Origin of the sequence: Bacillus cereus (assembly GCF_015071065.1) — a bacterium.
In the GTDB taxonomy this organism is placed as follows: Bacteria; Bacillota; Bacilli; order Bacillales; family Bacillaceae_G; genus Bacillus_A; species Bacillus_A cereus_BA.
Window position 1 is genome coordinate 485,185 of sequence record NZ_VOVA01000002.1, and the last position, 19,422, is coordinate 504,606.

Consider the following 19,422-nt stretch of genomic DNA (forward strand, 5'->3'; position numbering starts at 1 on the left):
ACATTTAGGGGGAGAAAATGAAGAAAAATAAGAGTGGTATAAACATATTGGATCGATTGATCACTTTAGTAGTTTCCTATAGCATAGCATTTTCTGTTTTCGCTCTCGCGACAACGGTAGTTGTATATGGAAAATGGTTGTATTATTTTGAAATTGATTTTTTAAATATTCCAGATTTAGCGGATATGACGAAAGATGAAATTAAGAGAAACTATGATGTGCTTATTACATATTTATCGCCGTTTTATGAAGGTGCATTACAATTGCCGACATTAGATATGTCCACAAATGGACGCATTCATTTTGTAGATGTTAAAAATGTTTTAGTAAAGATTCAATATATAATGTACGGGACGATTGTAATTGCTGTATTAGGAGGAGCGTATTTATTAAAAAAGAAAAAAGAAAAGTTTTTACTTCACGGAGCGATTCTTACAATTATTTTTCCAATAGCTCTTACGTTACCAATTGCTATTAATTTTGAAAAGAGTTTCGTATTATTTCATAAGCTTTTATTTAGCAATGATTATTGGATGTTTGATATTGAAACAGATCCGGTTATTTTAATGTTACCGGAAGAATTCTTTATGCATGCTGCATGTGTTATTTTATTATTGATTTTAGGTGGTAGCATACTTTGTTACAGTGTGTATAAATATTTAGTGAAAAAGAAAAGGGTTTCAAAGAAAAAATTCTCTGTTTAAAGAGAATTTTTTTGTTTTCATAGAGATAATATATTTTTTGGTTTTGTTCTGTTCTATTCTTGTCCAATTCCACATATTTTGTACTAGTAGTTATAGGGGGGACCGGGATGAAGAGAACATTAATTGGACTGATAGCATTTCTAATTATAATGTTTCCAGTACGTATATATGCTGAAGAGTGGAGTGAACTAACTGGATTACTAGATGATTCTTTACAGTTAGTGAAGAAAAAAGAAGATGAGAAGGCAATACAAGTACTGCACCATTTCTCAGAGCAGTTTCTATCAAAGGAGAATGAAAATAATTCAAAAGTAATTCCGGGACAAATTAGAGTGGTTTCTTTAGCATACGATAAGGCGAAACAATCTCTCTCGGAAGATTTAGATAGGCAAGTTAAAGTTGATAATGTGTTAGCGTTACAACTTGCTGTTGATGCGCAAGTATCTAAATATCAGCCACTTTGGATGGAAAGAGAAAGAAAGATAATGAATGCTTTTTCTCAAGTAGAAAAAGCGATGGAAAAAGACGATGATGGGCAATTCCAACAGACGCTAAATACATTTTTAAATGAATTTAATATTATTTATCCTAGTTTAATGATTGCTCTGCCAGAAAACGAAGCGCAGCGTGTAAATGCACATTTATCTTATTTGGATGAATTTCGTAACGTTATGTTAAAAACGAAAGGTGGACAAATGCAACTAGGGATTATTAAAGGTGATTTGCAAAAAATATTTCATACAGTAAAAAAAGATGAGATTGCTCCCTCGCTCATTTGGTTTATGACAATTACTGGAGGACTTATTTTGTTCACTTTAACGTATGTTGGATGGAGAAAGTATAAAGGGGAGAGAGAGAAGCGGAGAAGTAACTTGCATTCTAAAGATAGATAATGCGCATAAATAAAGATACGGATTGTAAGGTTTATTTATTGACAACGGTGGAAGAAAAAAATAGAATGAGAAGTACTATAATTAAAACTTCAATGGAGGTTTATGATGTTTTATTTAATTTACTTCGCGATCATTTTGATCATACCGTTGTATGCACAGTCAAAAGTACGTAGTGCCTATAGCAAGTATTCACAAGTTTATTCAACATCAGGTATGACAGGAGCGGAAGTGGCTCGAAAAATTTTAGATGAAAATGGATTGTACAATGTAGCCGTAGAAGAAACGCCAGGTCATTTGTCAGATCATTATGACCCGCGTGTAAAGACGGTTAGATTATCGACAGATAACTATTATGGTCATTCAGTTGCTGGTACAGCTGTAGCAGCACATGAAGTAGGACACGCAATTCAAGATGCGAAAGATTATAACTTTATGCGTGTACGCCATTCGTTAGTGCCAGTTGCTAATTTTGGTTCAAACATGTCATGGGTTTTTGTCCTAATTGGTGTATTTGCACAAATGTCTGGTTTGTTGTTACTAGGAATTATTTTAATGGCAGCAGGTGTTATTTTCCAACTTGTTACATTACCAGTTGAGTTTGATGCATCAAAACGTGCAATGCAACAAATTGAAGCACTTGGTATCGTATCGACAGATGAGTACGGTCAAGCTCGTAAAGTATTAAATGCGGCAGCATTAACATATGTAGCAGCAGCTGCTGTAGCGGTATTTGAATTATTACGTCTCGTATTAATTTATACTGGTATGCAGCGTAGCGACGATTAAAGACTATCAATTATGATAGTCTTTTTTTGTTTTGTGGATTGAATCTTATAACATGTTACAAATGGAAATAATAGAGAGAATATGGGGTATAGAACTAGTTAAAAAAAGATAAGTATGGAATGATGAAAGAAGGTGACAGACATAGAATATCCAGATCATTTAGTTAAACAAGTGAGGGAGCGAAGTGCTACATACCAATTAGAAGGTTTTTTAAGTGGACAGGGCCCTAGAAATCCGAAATTAATGCTTGTTGGAGAAGCACCTGGTGAAACAGAAATTCATAATGGTATCCCGTTTAGCGGGAAAGCTGGAAAACATTTAATGGAGTTTTTAGAACGTATTCACGTTACAAGGGAAGAAGTATATATTACGAGTGCGGTTCGGAGTAGACCGTATAAGTGGAGAGAGAAAAGGGAACGAAATGGCGAAATAATACAGAAGAAGTACAATAGAACACCGAATCAAGGTGAGATACTTGCCCATGCACCTTTGTTAGATTATGAACTGGAATTTATACAGCAGCCGGTTATTGTCACACTTGGTAATATTGCATTACAGCGTTTAGTTGGTAAAAACAATAAAATTACGGATGTGCATGGAGAATTGTTAAAGCAACCTGTGCAGCGATTGAAAGATAGCGGCAGTACAGAATTTATTTGGTCAGAAAAAGAATATCATATTTTTCCGACCTTTCATCCAGCTTCTATTTTCTATAATCGGAGTTTGTTGGAGCTTATTTATGAGGATTTGGAGAAACTTAAAAGATTTATAATAAAAAACTAGAAAAGCTAAAGAGCTTTTCTAGTTGAATTTAATTATGTAACGGTTTTTTATTTTCATCTAATGTAAATCCTTCACCAACAACATCGTGTACATCACTTACAGCGACAAAGGCATGTGGATCTACTGAAATAATGATATTTTTTAATTTTACGATTTCATTTTTAGCAACAACACAATATAGTACATTACGTTCTATTTTTGTATAGGATCCAACTGCTTTTAAAAAGGTTGCTCCGCGCTCCATTTCGGATAAAATTTTTGCAGCAATTTCATCGTTTTTATCAGAAATAATAGTTGCTCCTTTTGCTGCATAAGCTCCTTCTTGCATGAAATCAATAACCTTAGCCCCGATAAAAACAGCAACTAACGTATACATGCCTTCACGGTATGATAAATATGTAAGAATAGAGATAATGATAACGACCGCATCAAACATAAACATCGTTTTTCCCATACTCCAGCCAACATATTTATGAGCTAGCCTTGCGATAATATCAACACCGCCAGTAGTCCCGCCGTATTTGAATATAATTCCAAGTCCTATACCGATAAATGCCCCAGCGAATAAAGCAGCCAGTGTCATATCATTTTGCAAGTTTAAATGTAAGTTGAGAACCTCGTAGCGCTGAAACACCCAAAGGAATAAAGAGACGCTAAATGTACCGATTAATGTGTATAAAAATGTTGTTCGGCCGAGTAATTTCCAGCCAATGAAAAATAGAGGGACGTTTAAAATTAAGTTTGTATAGGAAGGATCAAGTGAAAATTTAAAATATAATAATAGCGTAATGCCGGTAAATCCACCCTCTGCAAGATGGTTTTCAATATTGATATTCACAATACCGAAAGAAAAAATAGCGGAACCGATTAAAATGAAAATGATATTTCGAATCTTCAAGTTTGCTTTCATATAGAAATCCCCCTAGTTATGTAATAATTGGAATTGCTCCGCTTAAACGGTAAAACATACTAATAAGTTATTTCTAGTTGCTAGTAAAAATAGAGAGCGGTATAAGGGCCTAATTGGTTCAGGTTAATCTTTTGCAAAAATCAAACAAAAGAAAGTTTCACTTTATTATAGTCTATCAAAAAAGGAGTCGTAAATAGTGATATGAGAGAATAATATTTGTCAAATCGCGATGAATTGGCTAACATGAGAGAGGAAGGAATAGAGGTGACTAGTATGGAAGCAAAAACGATGAAAGATATGCAGAAGGAAGTAGATGCATATATCGGCCAATTTAAAGAAGGTTATTTTAGTCCGCTTGCAATGATGGCCCGTTTAACTGAAGAAATGGGAGAGCTTGCAAGAGAGGTTAATCATTATTATGGTGAGAAACCGAAGAAAACGACTGAGATAGAACAAAGTATTGAGGAAGAGCTTGGAGATGTGTTATTTGTTATGATTTGTATGGCAAATAGTTTAAATATTGATTTAGAAACAGCGCATAACATTGTAATGAATAAATTTAATACACGTGATAAAGATCGCTGGACACGTATTGATGAGGGAGAGAAAGAAGCATGAAAGAAATTAAAGTAATTATTGCTGGACCAAGAGGACGTATGGGACATGAAGCAGTCCTTCTTATGGAAAGAACAGCGCATTTCAATTTAGTAGCAGCAATTGATTATAAGCATGGCGGAGAAAAAATTTCTGATATACCGGGAATGCCAGCGTTAGATGCGCCTATTTACGCGGATTTACATACTTGTTTAGATGAAGTAGAAGCAGATGTATTGTTAGATTTAACAACACCAGAAGTTGGAAAGAAACATGTGACACTTGCAGTTGAACGTGGACTTCGATCTGTTATTGGTACGACTGGATTTACAGAAGAAGAGCTTAAACATTTAACCGAAACTGCGAAAGAAAAAGAAGTGGGAACAATCATTGCTCCAAACTTTGCGATCGGTGCAGTACTTATGATGAAGTTCTCTCAAATGGCAGCGAAGTACTTCCAAGATGTTGAAGTAATTGAATTGCATCACGATCAAAAGTTAGATGCACCATCTGGTACAGCTGTAAAAACAGTAGAATTAATCCGTCAAAATCGTGTACCAAAAGAGCAAGGACACCCTAATGAAACGGAACAATTAGAAGGGGCACGTGGTGCAAATGTAGACGGTATTCACATTCATAGCGTACGTCTACCAGGGCTTATTGCACACCAAGAAGTAATGTTCGGCGGAGATGGACAAATGTTAACAGTTCGTCATGATTCATTTAACCGTGCATCATTTATGTCAGGTGTAAAACTATCAATTGAAACAGTAATGAACCTTAATCATCTTGTGTACGGTTTAGAAAATATTATCGACTAAAGGGGAGACAACGGATGAAAATTGCCTTAATCGCACATGACAAAAAGAAAGATGATATGGTTTCGTTCGCGTACGCATATAAACCAATTTTTGAAAAACATGAACTTTTTGCAACAGGAACGACAGGACTTCGTATTATGGAGGCAACTGGTTTAGTTGTAACAAGATATCAATCTGGTCCTCTTGGTGGCGATCAAGAAATTGGTGCAATGATTGCAAAAAATGAGATGGATATGGTGATTTTTTTCCGTGATCCACTAACAGCTCAGCCGCATGAACCGGATGTCAATGCGTTACTTCGTTTATGCGATGTGTATGCAATTCCGCTCGCAACGAATATGGCAAGTGCTGAAATGTTAATGCATGCATTAGAGCGGGGAGATTTAGATTACCGAAAGTTAAGAAAATGAGGGGAACAATTATGAGTGGATTACATATATTAGCGTTTGGTGCTCATGCCGATGATGTGGAAATCGGCATGGCAGGTACCATTGCAAAGTATACGAAGCAAGGATATGAAGTAGGCATTTGCGATTTAACAGAAGCTGATCTTTCTTCAAATGGAACGGTAGAACTAAGAAAAGAAGAAGCAAAGGCGGCAGCTCGTATTATGGGAGTAAAAACGAGAATTAATTTAGCAATGCCAGACCGTGGTTTGTATATGAAAGAAGAATATATACGTGAAATTGTAAAGATTATTCGTACATATAAACCAACGCTAATTTTTGCACCATATTACGAAGATCGTCATCCAGACCATGCGAATTGCGCGAAGCTTGTTGAAGAGGCTATCTTTTCAGCGGGAATTCGTAAATATATGCCTGAACTTCCGCCGCACCGTGTAGAGTCTTTTTATAATTATATGATTAATGGTTTTCATAAACCGAATTTTTGTATAGATATTAGTGAATACCTTTCTAAAAAGGTGGAAGCGTTAGAAGCGTATGAAAGTCAGTTTTCAACAGGGAGTGATGGTGTTAAGACGCCATTAACCGAAGGATACGTTGAAACTGTAATCGCTCGGGAGAAGATGTTTGGGAAAGAAGTTGGAGTGCTGTATGCCGAAGGATTTATGAGTAAGAAACCGGTTTTATTACATGCTGATTTAATAGGGGGATGTAAATGAAATTGAAAATAGGTATTACATGTTATCCTTCTGTAGGTGGTTCTGGGGTTGTTGGGACAGAGTTAGGAAAGCAATTGGCGGAGCGCGGGCATGAAATTCATTTTATTACATCGGGTGTACCATTTCGGTTGAATAAAGTGTACCCGAACATTTATTTTCACGAAGTAACAGTAAATCAATATTCTGTTTTTCAATATCCACCTTACGATTTAGCATTAGCGAGTAAAATGGCAGAGGTTGCTCAAAGAGAAAACCTTGATATTTTACATGTGCATTATGCAATCCCTCATGCTATTTGTGCATATTTAGCAAAACAAATGATTGGGGAGCGTATTAAAATTGTTACAACCTTACATGGAACGGATATTACTGTGCTAGGTTCCGATCCTTCGTTAAATAATTTAATTCGCTTTGGTATTGAACAATCTGATGTTGTTACAGCTGTGTCACATTCGTTAATTGAAGAAACGAATGAACTTGTAAAACCAGATAAAGAAATTGAGACGGTATACAATTTTGTAGACGAACGTGTTTATTTCAAACGTGATATGTCTCAATTAAAAAAAGAATATGGTATACGAGAAAATGAAAAAGTATTGATTCATATTTCAAATTTCCGAAAGGTTAAGCGTGTACAGGATGTTGTGCAGTCATTTGCCAAAATTGTAAAGGAAGTAGATGCGAAATTGCTTCTTGTTGGTGATGGACCAGAGTTCTGTACTATTTTACAATTGGTGAAAAGTTTACATATTGAGGAACGTGTCTTATTCCTAGGAAAGCAAGATAATGTTGCAGAGCTTCTTGCGATGAGTGATTTAATGCTACTTTTATCAGAAAAGGAAAGTTTTGGTCTCGTTATATTAGAAGCGATGGCGTGTGGTGTGCCTAGTATCGGAACGAGGGTTGGGGGCATTCCAGAGGTCATTCAACATGGTGAAACAGGATATATATGTGAAGTTGGAGATACAGACGGAATAGCTAAGCAAGCAATTCAACTATTAGAAAATGAAGAACTTCACCGTAATATGGGAGAGCGAGCGATGAAATCTGTATATGAGCAGTTTCGTTCGGAAAAAATCGTTTCACAGTATGAGGCGATTTATTATGACATACTAAGGGATGACAAGAATGGAAAGATTTAAAAAAGCTAGTTCAATTATTGAGATATTAAAACAGCAGGGACATGAGGCTTACTTCGTTGGTGGAAGTGTACGCGATCTTATTATCGATAGACCGATTGGAGATATCGATATCGCAACATCTGCTTTACCAGAAGAAGTAATGGCTATTTTCCCAAGACATGTTCCGGTTGGTCTTGAGCATGGAACTGTAATTGTTGTAGAAAATGGTGAACCGTATGAGGTAACTACTTTTCGAACAGAAAGCGAATATGAAGATTTTCGGAGACCTAGTAGTGTTCAATTTGTCCGTTCATTAGAAGAGGATTTAAAACGACGTGATTTCACGATGAATGCAATTGCAATGACAGAGGAAGGCGAAATGGTTGATTTATTTGCTGGGCAAGAAGCGATTCGTTTGAAGGAAATTACAACGGTTGGAGATGCTGCAGACCGTTTTCAAGAAGATGCACTGCGAATGATGCGTGGTATTCGGTTCGTAAGTACGTTAGGTTTCTCTTTGGAAATAAAGACGAAACAAGCAATTGAAACGTATGGGCATTTGCTCGAACATATAGCGATTGAAAGAATTACAGTTGAATTTGAAAAATTGTTGACCGGTACATATTGTGTGAATGGTCTTCAAGAGTTAGTAGAAACGAAGTTATTTTCTCATCTGCCATATTTACAAATGTCAGAAGAAAGACTCTTGAAAGCTACGCAGTATAAATGGGATTCTTTCGAAACAGATGTTGAGGCGTGGGCATTTTTCTTATATTGTATCGGAGAAGAGCATCCATCTGTCTTTTTACGTCAATGGAAGTTCTCGAATAAAAAGATTAAAGATATTGTAGCGGTTTTATTAGCAATTCGTTCTAGAAGGGAGAAGGAGTGGGATACAATCCTTCTTTATAAAACTGGAATTCACATCGCTGAGATGGCGGAAAGAGTATACGAAGCGATAATAGAAAGTTATAATAGTGCGTCTGTTAAGCAAGTACAGTCATTATTTCATGCATTGCCGATACAAAACCGTCAAGAAATGAATGTGACTGGTAATGATTTATTAAGCTGGGCAGATAAAAAGCCAGGTCCGTGGGTTGCAGAAATGCTTCAAAACATTGAAGAAGCAATCGTACAAGGAGATTTAGTTAATAAGAAAGAGAATATAAGGGAGTGGCTACAAAGATGCAATCTACTATAAGAAAGCAGTTATTACAAGTTTTTTCTGCAGCAGATGGTGCATTTGTATCTGGTCAAACACTTAGTGACAAACTTGGTTGTTCGAGAACCGCTGTATGGAAGCATATGGAGGACCTTCGTAATGAAGGGTATGAACTAGAAGCTGTACGCCGCTTAGGTTATCGAATTGCTAGTAAACCAGATAAAGTAACTGCTAATGAGATTCAATTAGGATTACAAACAGAGCGTATCGGTAGAACGGTTTATTTTGAAGAATCGGTTGAATCTACTCAGCATATTGCAGCGAGACTTGCTTATGAAGGCGCAGAAGAGGGAACAATTGTCGTTGCTGAAGAACAAACAGCAGGTAGAGGACGTTTAAGTAGAAAATGGTATTCTCCAAAAGGAACAGGAATTTGGATGAGTATTATTTTGCGTCCATCTATTCCAGTTCATCATGCACCACAGCTTACTTTATTAGCAGCTGTTAGCGTAGCGCAAGCAATTGAAAAATGTACTGGTGTAAACGTAGGGATTAAATGGCCAAATGATATTTTAATTCAAGGTAAAAAAGCTGTCGGTATATTAACGGAGATGCAAGCTGATCCAGATAAAATTAATGCTGTTATTATGGGAATTGGCATTAATGCAAATCAGAAACAAGAACATTTTGATGAGGAAATTCAGCAAATTGCAACTTCATTAGCAATTGAATCGGATAAGCCGATTGTTCGTGCGGAACTTATGCAACAAATTTTCTTGCAACTAGAGAAATTGTATGAAGAGTATTTAAAAAATGGCTTCTCTGTTATTAAAATTCTTTGGGAAAGTTACGCAGTAAGTATCGGAAAAGAAATTACAGCTCGAACGATGAAGGAAACTATTAATGGGCTAGCAAAAGGGATTACGGAGGATGGTGTATTGTTACTTGAGGATCATCAAGGACAAGTGCACCACATTCATTCTGCTGATATAGAAATTAAGTAAAAGAAGTTCCTATTTTGGAGCTTCTTTTTGTCATTTAGATACTAATAAATTTCACATACCGTAATAGGAATAGAAAATTATTTTTTCGAAAAAATGTAGCAATTCCTTTTCAGAGTTTGCTATAATTAGTTCGAATATGGGCAGTATCAAAGCGAACTGCACCATTATTATACGCAGTATGAAAAAAATAATTTGGATTCTGCCTTGATCCAATAATGGACTGGGACAGAGGGATGAATAATGCCGACTAACACACAACCCTTCTGCCCTTTTATGGCTAGAGGGGTTTTTTATATGATTGCGGCCATCTCCTCTCTCCTGCATAAAGGAGGAGTAGTTTTTGAAAACAAAAACAGATTTTTTGAAAATGAAAGAGCAAGGTGAGCCGATTACAATGTTAACGGCGTATGATTATCCATCTGCTAAATTAGCAGAAGAAGCTAAAGTCGATATGATTTTAGTGGGTGATTCTCTAGGAATGGTTGTACTTGGGTATGATTCAACAGTTCCAGTAACAGTAGAGGATATGATTCATCATACGAAAGCTGTACGCCGCGGAGCGAAAGAGACGTTTATTGTAACTGATATGCCATTTATGTCTTATCATGTCTCATTGCAAGATACGATGGTTAATGCACGTCGCATTGTTCAAGAGAGCGGGGCACATGCATTAAAGGTAGAAGGTGCTGGAGAAGTTATATCAACTATTCACTACTTAACGAATGCGGGAATTCCCGTTGTGGCGCATTTAGGTTTAACTCCTCAATCTGTAGGAGTGCTAGGTGGGTATAAAGTACAAGGGAAAGATGCTAAAAGTGCAAAAAAATTAATAGAAGATGCAAAAAAATGTGAGGAAGCTGGTGCGATAGCACTTGTGTTAGAGTGTGTGCCAATGCAATTAGCAGAACTTATTTCAGAGCAGTTAACAATTCCTACAATCGGAATTGGAGCAGGACAAAAAGTAGATGGGCAAGTTCTTGTATACCATGATCTTATCTCGTACGGCGTAAATCGTGTTCCGAAATTTGTGAAGCAATATACGTCTGTTCAAGAGGAGATTGTGCGAGGGATTTCGCAATACGTTACTGAAGTAAAGACAGGGCAATTTCCTGAAGAAAAACATTCATTCACAATGAAAGAGGAAGAGTGCTTAGCGTTATACGGAGGAAAACAATAATGAAAATCATAACTACAGTGCAAGAGATGCAGCAAATTACAAACGAACTTCGTACAAGTGGAAAAAGTATCGGTTTTGTTCCAACGATGGGGTATTTACACGAAGGGCATGCTACGTTACTACGTAAGGCAAGGGAAGAAAATGAAATTGTAGTTTTAAGTGTATTTGTAAATCCACTACAATTTGGACCAAATGAAGATTTAGATCGATACCCACGTGATATTGATAGAGATGAAAATGTAGCAAAAGAAAATGGTGTTGATTATTTATTTTATCCGAGTGTAGAAGAGATGTATCCAGCAGAACAAACGACGACAGTAGAAGTTGTGAAGCGTACCGACGTATTATGTGGCAAACAAAGACCTGGTCATTTCGCTGGTGTTGCGACTGTACTAATGAAACTATTTAATATTACATTGCCAACGCGTGCTTATTTCGGTATGAAAGATGCACAGCAAGTAGCTGTAATTGAAGGATTCGTAACTGATTTTAATATTCCAGTTACGATCGTACCAGTTGATATTGTAAGGGAAGAAGATGGATTAGCGAAAAGTTCTCGCAATGTGTATTTATCACTAGAAGAACGCGAAGAGGCTCCTCATTTATACCGCAGTCTATGTATAGCGAAAGAACGAATTGAGGCAGGCGAACGTAATCCAGAAATCATTATGAATCTTGTGAAAGAGCATATTGAGAAGTATACGAAAGGCACTGTAGATTATGCTGATTTATATGCATATCCTTCATTAAAAGCAATAAATAAAATTGAAGGAAGAATTATTTTAGCGATTGCAGTTAAGTTTGAAAATGTACGATTAATTGACAATATAACATTAATGGGGAAATAAGGGGGAGCATCTATGTTTCGCACAATGATGAGAGCGAAGTTACATCGCGCAACTGTAACAGAAGCAAATTTAAATTATGTAGGTAGCATTACAATTGATGAAGATTTAATGGATGCGGTAAATATTGTAGAAAATGAAAAAGTACAAATTGTAAATAACAACAATGGGGCTCGCTTAGAGACATATGTTATTAAAGGAGAGCGCGGTAGCGGTGTTGTTTGTTTAAATGGCGCAGCTGCAAGGCTTGTACAACCAGGTGATAAAGTTATTATTATTTGTTATGGTTTAGTGGCAGAAGAAAATATTCATAAACAAGAGCCGAAAATTGCAGTATTAGACGATGATAATCAAATTATTGAAATGTTAGGTGCTGAAAAAGCTGGCACGATATTATAAGTAGGAAGGCTATCTCTAATTAAGGAGATAGCTTTTTTGTGCATCTTTTCATTAAGATGAGGTAAAACGTGGTATAGTAACATTATATAATTTTTGTGTTTGATAGGTAAGAAATTGAGGTGTTACATATATGAGTAAGCGTTATGTCGTTGTTGATTTAGAGACGACAGGGAACTCCTGGAAGGATGGGAAGGATAAAATCACCCAAATTGCAGCTGTTGTAGTGGAAGATGGAGAGATATTAGAGATTTTTTCATCTTTTATTAATCCGAAGAGAGAGATTCCCCTATTTATTACAGAATTAACTGGGATTGATGAAGATCTTGTAAAACAAGCCCCGTTATTTCGAGATGTAGCCCCGATGATTGTTGAGCTATTACAAGGTGCGGCTTTTGTTGCACATAACGTTCACTTTGATTGGAATTTTTTAAATGAAGAATTAAGGCAGGCTGGATATACAGAAGTACATTGTCCTAAAATTGATACAGTTGAATTGGCGCAAATTCTTTTGCCGACAGCTGATAGTTATAAATTACGTGATTTAGCTAAGCAACATGAACTAGAGCACGATCAACCACATCGTGCGGATAGTGATGCTCTTGCAACAGCGGAGTTGTTTTTACAATTTTTAAGTGAAATTGAAAAGTTACCACTTGTCACATTACAATCGCTTTATGAATTAAGTGATGTTTTCCAAAGTGATATAGCTGATGTACTTTCTGAAAATATTTTAAAGAAAATGATGCATGGTAAAGATAGGGCGGAGGAGTATGAAGTGTATCGAAATATTGCGCTTCGAAAGCGGAATTATTCTTTAAGCCTCAGTGAAACATGCTCATCTAAATTTGATGCTTTCTTACATAAGACAATGGATAAACTTGAATTGAATATGCCAAAGTTTGAAAAAAGAGAAAGCCAACAGATTATGATGAAGGAAATATATACAGCGCTAAGAGATTCTAGGTTTTCACTGATTGAAGCAGGAACAGGTACGGGGAAGACGCTTGCATATTTACTTCCAAGTATTTATTTCGCAAAGAAAAAAGAAGAACCTGTCATTATAAGTACACAAACTGTACAATTGCAACAACAAATACTAGAAAAAGAAATTCCTTTATTAAAGAAAATAATGCCATTTTCATTTGAAGTAGCTCTTTTGAAAGGAAGAAAGCATTATTTGTGTCTACATAAATTTGAATATGCTTTGCAAGAGGAAGAGAAAAATTATGATATGGCGCTCACAAAGGCAAAAATTTTAGTGTGGTTATTGCAAACGGAAACCGGCGATCGTGATGAATTAAATATTCCTGAGGGCGGAAAGTTACTTTGGAACCGTATTTGTAGTGATGCATATAGTCCAGGCGGGATGCAAAGTAACTGGTTTAGTCGTTGTTTTTATCAACGAGCGAAGAATAAAGCATTGTTTGCAGATATTGTTATTACAAATCATGCGTTATTATTTCAAGATTTTTCAAGTGAAGAACCATTGTTTGCTTCATGTGAACATATTATTTTTGATGAAGCTCATCATATCGAAGAAGCGGCGAGTAGAACATTTGGTGAACAGTTCTCATGTATGTATTTTCAATTAGCTTTATCTCGTCTTGGTACGCTAGAAACAGATGATGTGCTTTCTAAAGTATATAAAATGATGAAAAAATCAGAGCAAGCCTCTCGTTCGACTTTCCGTATGGTGAGTCATAGTTTGAAGGAATTGAAATTTGATGCGGATGAACTATTCCAAATGTTACGTGCTTTCATATTTAAACAAACAAAGCAGGAACAAGGGATGAGCAATATGCCGCTCATTTATCGATATAACACGGAAGTAGAGAAAGGTAAGTTATGGGATAGCATTACCGAGTTAACAAATCGTTTTGTATATGATGTAAGAAAATTAGTAACTACACTTGAGAAGCAAGTTGATATATTGCAAAGTAAATTAGAATGGGAGATGCATGTTGTTACAGGTGAATTTATGCACTTAATTGAGTTGATGAGAAAGATGGTACAATCTTTACAATTACTCATTTTAGAAAAAAATTCATACGTGACATGGATGGAGACTGAGACGAAGGGAACGATTCATTCAACAGTGTTATATGCCCAGCCTGTTCATATTAGTGAAAGATTTGCTGATGAATTTTTAACACAGAAAAAGAGTGTTATTTTCACATCAGCAACGTTAACAGTTAATGATTCATTCGACTATATAAAAGAGGAGCTAGGGTTACATGATTTTGCTCCAAATACATTAAAGGTTCCATCACCATTCCGTTTTGACGAACAAATGAAATTAATGGTTTCAACGGATGTACCTTTTATTAAGCAAGCAAGTAATGAGGAATATATTGAATCTGTATCGGAACATATTGCAAAAATAGCGAGAACTACAAAAGGTAGAATGCTTGTTTTATTCACTTCGTATGAAATGTTGAAAGAAGCGTATACGAATTTGAAAAATGATGATGCATTAGAAGGATATTTATTATTAACACAAAGTGTGAATAATAAGAGCCGAAGTCGCCTCATTCGTAAATTTCAAGAGTTCGACAAATCGATTTTGTTAGGAACAAGTAGTTTTTGGGAAGGGATAGATATACCTGGAGATGCTCTGAGTTGCCTTGTCATTGTTCGTCTTCCCTTTACGCCTCCTCATCAACCGATGATGGAAGCGAAAGGAGAGTGGCTAAAAAACCAAGGAGAAGACGTATTCGCTAAGTTAGCGCTCCCGCAAGCGATATTACGTTTCAAACAAGGATTTGGTCGTCTTATTAGAACAAATACAGATACAGGAACGGTATTCGTATTAGATCGTCGTTTGACAAGTTCTTCCTATGGAAAACGGTTTTTACAATCAATCCCAACTGTTCCGCTCTATGAAGGACCGTTAGAAGAATTGTTAGAGCAATTAAAGGAACGGCCAAATAAATAAAATTGGAAGAAAAATACGCCTGAAGTACATTTAAACTTCAGGCGTAAAAAATGTGGGTAGGAGGAATTTTATTTTTCTTACTTCTTGTATACAAAATATATTGCTTTTCGATTTGAAACCTTTTTTTGCTGTACATGTCCTGCTATAATAGATGGGTGATGAAGCAGGGGTTGTAAAGAATGTACTCTTATTGTAACCGCATTGCGTTCTTCTATAATTAGAAATTTTTGTGTAACGGAGGAGTTTTTTCATGGATAAGAAAATCGAAGTCCTATCAACGACGCGTATTAAATATTCGTCTGATTTGTATAAAATTGTTGATAGTTTGAATCGTACGTTAAAAGAACAGGACCTCATGTTCGGATTAGCATTAGACGAAAAAGATAAAGAAATAGCTGTATTTACGATTTACAGAACGTAGTGATTCAATGAAAAAGTGGATCTTTGCAATCATTATCGTTATCGTTGCTAGTGGAATATATGGGGCGTATGTTTATAATAAAGCGATGGAAAATAAAATTCCAAAAGAATCAAAATCTGTAGAAATTGCAAAAGAAAAAGCTAAGCTTACAAAAGTGAAATCTGTTGATTATTTCAACGGAAAAGCTACATATACAATCGTACAAGGTACAGATGAAAAGGGAGAACAACTTATCGTTTGGGTGCCTGAGAAAAAAGGGGATACTGTAGTAAGGAAAAAGAGCGAAGGTATTTCTGAAAAAGAGGCTACACAAAGAACAATAGAACAAGTCGGCAATGAAAGTAAGGAATCAAAAAGAAAGCCGAAAGAAATTCTGAAAGTGAAATTAGGCTTTGAAAAAGATGTACCATTATGGGAAGTTACATATATTGATGATGACAATCGTTATAGTTACTACTATCTTGCATTTGAAGATGGCCAGTTTTTACGACGATACAGCATTGAAAAATAGATGTAGGGGGAACTACAAATGAAATTAGCAAAGCGAGTAGCTGCTTTAACACCATCTGCAACTTTAGAAATTACAGCAAAGGCACAAGCATTAAAAGCAGAAGGTCATGATGTAATTGCATTAGGCGCAGGAGAACCTGACTTTAATACGCCAGAACATATTATGGAAGCCGCACATAAAGCGATGTTAGAAGGACATACGAAATATACACCAACAGGTGGATTACAAGCGTTAAAACTAGAAATCGTTAAGAAATTTACTCGCGATCAAGGAATAGCGTATGATCCATCTGAAATTATTGTATGTAATGGTGCCAAGCATGCATTATATACATTATTCCAAGTGTTACTTGATGAAGGAGATGAAGTTATCATCCCAACTCCTTATTGGGTAAGTTATCCTGAACAAGTAAAGCTTGCTGGTGGTAAACCAGTTTATGTAGAAGGCCTAGAAGACAATGAGTACAAAATTACAGCAAAGCAGCTGCGTGAGGCAATTACAGAGAAAACGAAAGCAGTTATTATTAATTCACCGAGCAATCCAACAGGAATGATTTACAGCAAAGAGGAATTACAACAGCTTGGAGAAGTATGTTTAGAACATGATATCTTAATCGTTTCTGATGAAATTTATGAAAAATTAATTTATGGTGATGCAGAATATACTTCAATTGCCCAGCTTTCTAATGTATTAAAAGAACAAACGCTTATCATTAATGGTGTATCTAAATCGCATTCTATGACAGGATGGCGCATTGGATATGCAGCAGGAAATAAGCAGCTTATTAAAGCGATGACGAACTTAGCGAGTCATAGTACGTCAAACCCTACTTCAATTGCTCAATACGGTGCAATTGCTGCATATGCAGGCTCACAAGAACCTGTAGAAACGATGCGTCAAGCGTTTGAAGAAAGATTGAACATTATTTATGATAAATTAATTCAAATTCCTGGTTTCACTTGCATCAAACCACAAGGTGCATTTTACTTATTCCCAAATGTAAAAGAAGCTGTAGCTTTAGCTGGATATGACACAGTTGATGAGTGGGCAAAAGCATTATTAGAAGAGGAAAAAGTGGCTCTTGTTCCAGGTACAGGATTTGGTGCACCAAATAACGTTCGACTTTCGTATGCAACATCTCTTGAGCAAGTAGAGAAAGCATTGGAACGAATTCATACATTTATGAAAAGTAAAGTGCAGGCTTAATCAGCTATTCTTTATATAAACATAAAAAACCTCCCTACATGTAGGGAGGTTTTTTGACGAATTGTGGCAAAAAGAAATAGCTAAAGGTGTGTTATACTAGAGAGCGAGGTGTTTGGTGATGAAAAAGAAAATGATGTTACAATGGTTTGAACAGGGAAGCATAGCGATTCCTAAATTGCTTATGATGCATTATAAAAAGCTAGGGTTAAATGAAACGGAATTTATGGTGGTACTTCATGTACACACATTTTTAGAATCAGGTAATTCGTTCCCGACTCCTCCAGAGATTTCAGAGCGGATGACGATAACAGAAATGAAATGTATGGAAGTGATTCAGACATTAATTCAAAAAGGTTTTTTAGCACTAGAAGGTGGAAAAAGATCTGAAGCAATGATGTGTGAAAGTTATTCTTTACAACCACTATGGGAAAAAATATTGCACTTTTTAATGAATGAATCTATAGAAGAAGAGCAACAAGAAAAAAAACAAATTCAAGTAAATTTATATACAGTATTTGAAACAGAATTTGGAAGACCACTTTCGCCATTTGAATGTGAAACATTGGGAATGTGGGAAGATCAAGATCAACATCATCCGAATTTAATTCAAGCGGCTCTTCGGGAAGCTGTTATGAGTGGTAAACTTAATTTCAGGTATATTGATCGCATCTTATTTGAGTGGAAAAAGAATGGGATTAAAACGGTGGATCAAGCACAAAATCAAGGCCAGAAATTTAGAGCGAATCAACAACGTACACAACAAACGACAAAACAAGAGACGAAATTTACTGGGAAAGTGCCTTTTTATAACTGGTTGGAGCAGTAATGTAGGAGGAAAGATATGTTGAACAAAACGCAAATTCGTCACTGTCTAGATACAATGGCGGATATGTATCCAGAAGCACATTGTGAATTAATTCATGATAATCCATTTGAACTTGTAATCGCAGTGGCATTATCTGCGCAATGTACAGATGCACTTGTGAATAAAGTGACGAAAAACTTATTCCAAAAGTATAAAACACCAGAAGATTATTTAAGTGTGTCTTTAGAAGAATTACAACAAGATATACGTTCCATTGGATTGTTTAGAAATAAGGCGAAAAACATTCAAAAATTGTGCCAGATGTTGCTAGATGATTATAATGGGGAAGTTCCAGAAGACCGTGACGAGCTGACGAAATTACCAGGAGTAGGGAGAAAGACAGCGAATGTAGTTGTTTCGGTAGCGTTTGGGATTCCAGCAATTGCTGTTGATACGCATGTAGAGAGAGTGAGTAAACGGTTAGCAATTTGTCGATGGAAAGATTCAGTGTTAGAAGTGGAAAAGACATTGATGAAGAAAATTCCAATGGATGAGTGGGGAGTTACACACCACCGTATGATTTTCTTCGGACGTTATCACTGTAAGGCGCAGCGACCACAATGTGAAGAGTGCCGATTACTAGAAATATGTCGCGAAGGAAAGAAACGAATGAAGGGGAAATAAAGGATGGAGCGAGTTATAGAAATACCGAAAGAGTTTCGGTGCGTACCATTTTTTAAAGAGAGTGCAAATTCGATTACGTATCACACAGACCAATCTTTTGAAGAAATAATACAAAATACTTACTTTATATTTGATATTGAAAGACAATATGAGCCATGGAATGAAATTGAAACAAGTATTCCAGCGGTGTTAAATATATGGAAAAACAAGCATGAAGAAATTGCGACACTATTTCGAAACAGAAAAAAACAAGAAGCTGAGAGTCCAATGATTCTTTTTGCAGCACACTTTCTATCGGTTATATATTGGTTAAATGAGCAGCCTGTTCATAGTTTGAATGAGATGCAAGTAAATATGAATAAATTGGAAGTACAGCCTGTTAATTTTATGGAGCGATATTCATTTATTATAAAGAAACCGAGTAATTACCATTCATATATTCAATTAGCACAGTTGTATATCGAAATAGAAAAGCTATATGTAAAGAAAATGATAACAAAAAAGAAGTCGGTTTCTCGTTAAGAAAAACCGACTT

Annotated in this window: 22 protein-coding genes; 21 read left to right on the plus strand and 1 reads right to left on the minus strand. The window is 36.0% G+C overall.

From position 1 onward, the window contains the following. Positions 1 to 17: 17 nt before the first annotated feature. From FT637_RS08520 to FT637_RS08535, 4 genes are all read left to right on the plus strand, one after another. Entirely contained in the window at positions 18 to 704 is a 687-nt protein-coding gene (locus tag FT637_RS08520; protein ID WP_193645900.1) for a TIGR01906 family membrane protein, read from the plus strand. A 107-nt stretch (positions 705 to 811) separates the two neighbouring features. Next, positions 812 to 1,597 (plus strand): sporulation protein YpjB, encoded by a 786-nt coding sequence (ypjB, locus tag FT637_RS08525; RefSeq protein ID WP_193645901.1) that lies wholly within the window; start codon positions 812 to 814, stop codon positions 1,595 to 1,597. A gap of 105 nt (positions 1,598 to 1,702) precedes the next feature. After that, a complete protein-coding gene (locus FT637_RS08530) occupies positions 1,703 to 2,383 on the plus strand; it encodes a zinc metallopeptidase (protein WP_002086606.1) in 681 nt (226 codons plus the stop codon). A gap of 132 nt (positions 2,384 to 2,515) precedes the next feature. Further along, positions 2,516 to 3,166 (plus strand): uracil-DNA glycosylase, encoded by a 651-nt coding sequence (locus FT637_RS08535; protein WP_319805942.1) that lies wholly within the window; start codon positions 2,516 to 2,518, stop codon positions 3,164 to 3,166. 28 nt (positions 3,167 to 3,194) lie between these two features. Here FT637_RS08535 and FT637_RS08540 read toward each other — a convergent pair whose 3' ends face one another. After that, a complete protein-coding gene (locus FT637_RS08540; protein ID WP_193645902.1) occupies positions 3,195 to 4,076 on the minus strand; it encodes a YitT family protein in 882 nt (293 codons plus the stop codon). 273 nt (positions 4,077 to 4,349) lie between these two features. Between FT637_RS08540 and FT637_RS08545 the strand changes: the two genes are divergently transcribed. The 17 genes from FT637_RS08545 (at position 4,350) to FT637_RS08625 (ending at position 19,409) form a co-directional block, all read left to right on the plus strand. Continuing rightward, the gene (locus FT637_RS08545) at positions 4,350 to 4,694 is read left to right on the plus strand and encodes a nucleotide pyrophosphohydrolase (protein ID WP_193646243.1); all 345 of its coding nucleotides are present in this window, start codon (positions 4,350 to 4,352) and stop codon (positions 4,692 to 4,694) included. Further along, positions 4,691 to 5,491 (plus strand): dihydrodipicolinate reductase, encoded by an 801-nt coding sequence (gene dapB, locus FT637_RS08550; protein WP_193645903.1) that lies wholly within the window; start codon positions 4,691 to 4,693, stop codon positions 5,489 to 5,491. Before FT637_RS08545 ends, dapB begins: the two co-directional genes overlap by 4 nt. Positions 5,492 to 5,505: 14 nt before the next feature. Beyond that, a complete protein-coding gene (gene mgsA, locus FT637_RS08555; RefSeq protein WP_000684753.1) occupies positions 5,506 to 5,901 on the plus strand; it encodes a methylglyoxal synthase in 396 nt (131 codons plus the stop codon). Positions 5,902 to 5,912: 11 nt separating this feature from the next. Continuing rightward, complete coding sequence (gene bshB1 / locus FT637_RS08560; RefSeq protein WP_002011848.1) at positions 5,913 to 6,617, plus strand: bacillithiol biosynthesis deacetylase BshB1; 705 nt, start codon at positions 5,913 to 5,915, stop codon at positions 6,615 to 6,617. Continuing rightward, positions 6,614 to 7,759 (plus strand): N-acetyl-alpha-D-glucosaminyl L-malate synthase BshA, encoded by a 1,146-nt coding sequence (gene bshA / locus FT637_RS08565; protein ID WP_002086596.1) that lies wholly within the window; start codon positions 6,614 to 6,616, stop codon positions 7,757 to 7,759. Before bshB1 ends, bshA begins: the two co-directional genes overlap by 4 nt. After that, the gene (locus FT637_RS08570; RefSeq protein ID WP_193645904.1) at positions 7,746 to 8,939 is read left to right on the plus strand and encodes a CCA tRNA nucleotidyltransferase; all 1,194 of its coding nucleotides are present in this window, start codon (positions 7,746 to 7,748) and stop codon (positions 8,937 to 8,939) included. Before bshA ends, FT637_RS08570 begins: the two co-directional genes overlap by 14 nt. Next, on the plus strand, positions 8,924 to 9,904 hold the full coding sequence (locus tag FT637_RS08575) for a biotin--[acetyl-CoA-carboxylase] ligase (protein WP_193645905.1): 981 nt from the start codon (positions 8,924 to 8,926) through the stop codon (positions 9,902 to 9,904). The genes FT637_RS08570 and FT637_RS08575 overlap by 16 nt, the downstream gene beginning before the upstream one ends. 340 nt (positions 9,905 to 10,244) lie before the next feature. Beyond that, positions 10,245 to 11,081: a 3-methyl-2-oxobutanoate hydroxymethyltransferase gene (gene panB / locus FT637_RS08580; protein WP_193645906.1), complete on the plus strand. Its 837-nt coding sequence runs from the start codon at positions 10,245 to 10,247 to the stop codon at positions 11,079 to 11,081. Further along, positions 11,081 to 11,929: a pantoate--beta-alanine ligase gene (panC, locus tag FT637_RS08585; protein WP_193645907.1), complete on the plus strand. Its 849-nt coding sequence runs from the start codon at positions 11,081 to 11,083 to the stop codon at positions 11,927 to 11,929. Before panB ends, panC begins: the two co-directional genes overlap by 1 nt. Positions 11,930 to 11,941: 12 nt before the next feature. After that, the gene (panD, locus tag FT637_RS08590; RefSeq protein WP_000490176.1) at positions 11,942 to 12,325 is read left to right on the plus strand and encodes an aspartate 1-decarboxylase; all 384 of its coding nucleotides are present in this window, start codon (positions 11,942 to 11,944) and stop codon (positions 12,323 to 12,325) included. A gap of 130 nt (positions 12,326 to 12,455) precedes the next feature. Then, positions 12,456 to 15,260, plus strand: coding sequence for an ATP-dependent DNA helicase DinG (gene dinG, locus FT637_RS08595; RefSeq protein WP_193645908.1), 2,805 nt, complete (start codon positions 12,456 to 12,458; stop codon positions 15,258 to 15,260). Between the two features lie 250 nt (positions 15,261 to 15,510). Next, entirely contained in the window at positions 15,511 to 15,681 is a 171-nt protein-coding gene (locus tag FT637_RS08600) for a YpmA family protein (RefSeq protein ID WP_000358351.1), read from the plus strand. Positions 15,682 to 15,688: 7 nt separating this feature from the next. Continuing rightward, positions 15,689 to 16,192, plus strand: coding sequence for a DUF5590 domain-containing protein (locus tag FT637_RS08605; protein WP_193645909.1), 504 nt, complete (start codon positions 15,689 to 15,691; stop codon positions 16,190 to 16,192). Between the two features lie 18 nt (positions 16,193 to 16,210). Next, positions 16,211 to 17,398 (plus strand): aspartate transaminase AspB, encoded by a 1,188-nt coding sequence (gene aspB, locus FT637_RS08610; protein WP_193645910.1) that lies wholly within the window; start codon positions 16,211 to 16,213, stop codon positions 17,396 to 17,398. A gap of 118 nt (positions 17,399 to 17,516) precedes the next feature. Next, positions 17,517 to 18,224 carry a DNA replication protein DnaD gene (dnaD, locus tag FT637_RS08615; RefSeq protein WP_193645911.1) on the plus strand — a complete coding sequence of 236 codons (708 nt, stop codon included), beginning with the start codon at positions 17,517 to 17,519 and terminating at the stop codon, positions 18,222 to 18,224. Positions 18,225 to 18,239: 15 nt separating this feature from the next. Further along, positions 18,240 to 18,887: an endonuclease III gene (gene nth, locus FT637_RS08620; RefSeq protein WP_193645912.1), complete on the plus strand. Its 648-nt coding sequence runs from the start codon at positions 18,240 to 18,242 to the stop codon at positions 18,885 to 18,887. 3 nt (positions 18,888 to 18,890) lie between these two features. After that, positions 18,891 to 19,409: a YpoC family protein gene (locus FT637_RS08625; RefSeq protein WP_193645913.1), complete on the plus strand. Its 519-nt coding sequence runs from the start codon at positions 18,891 to 18,893 to the stop codon at positions 19,407 to 19,409. The last annotated feature ends 13 nt before the right edge of the window (positions 19,410 to 19,422 follow it).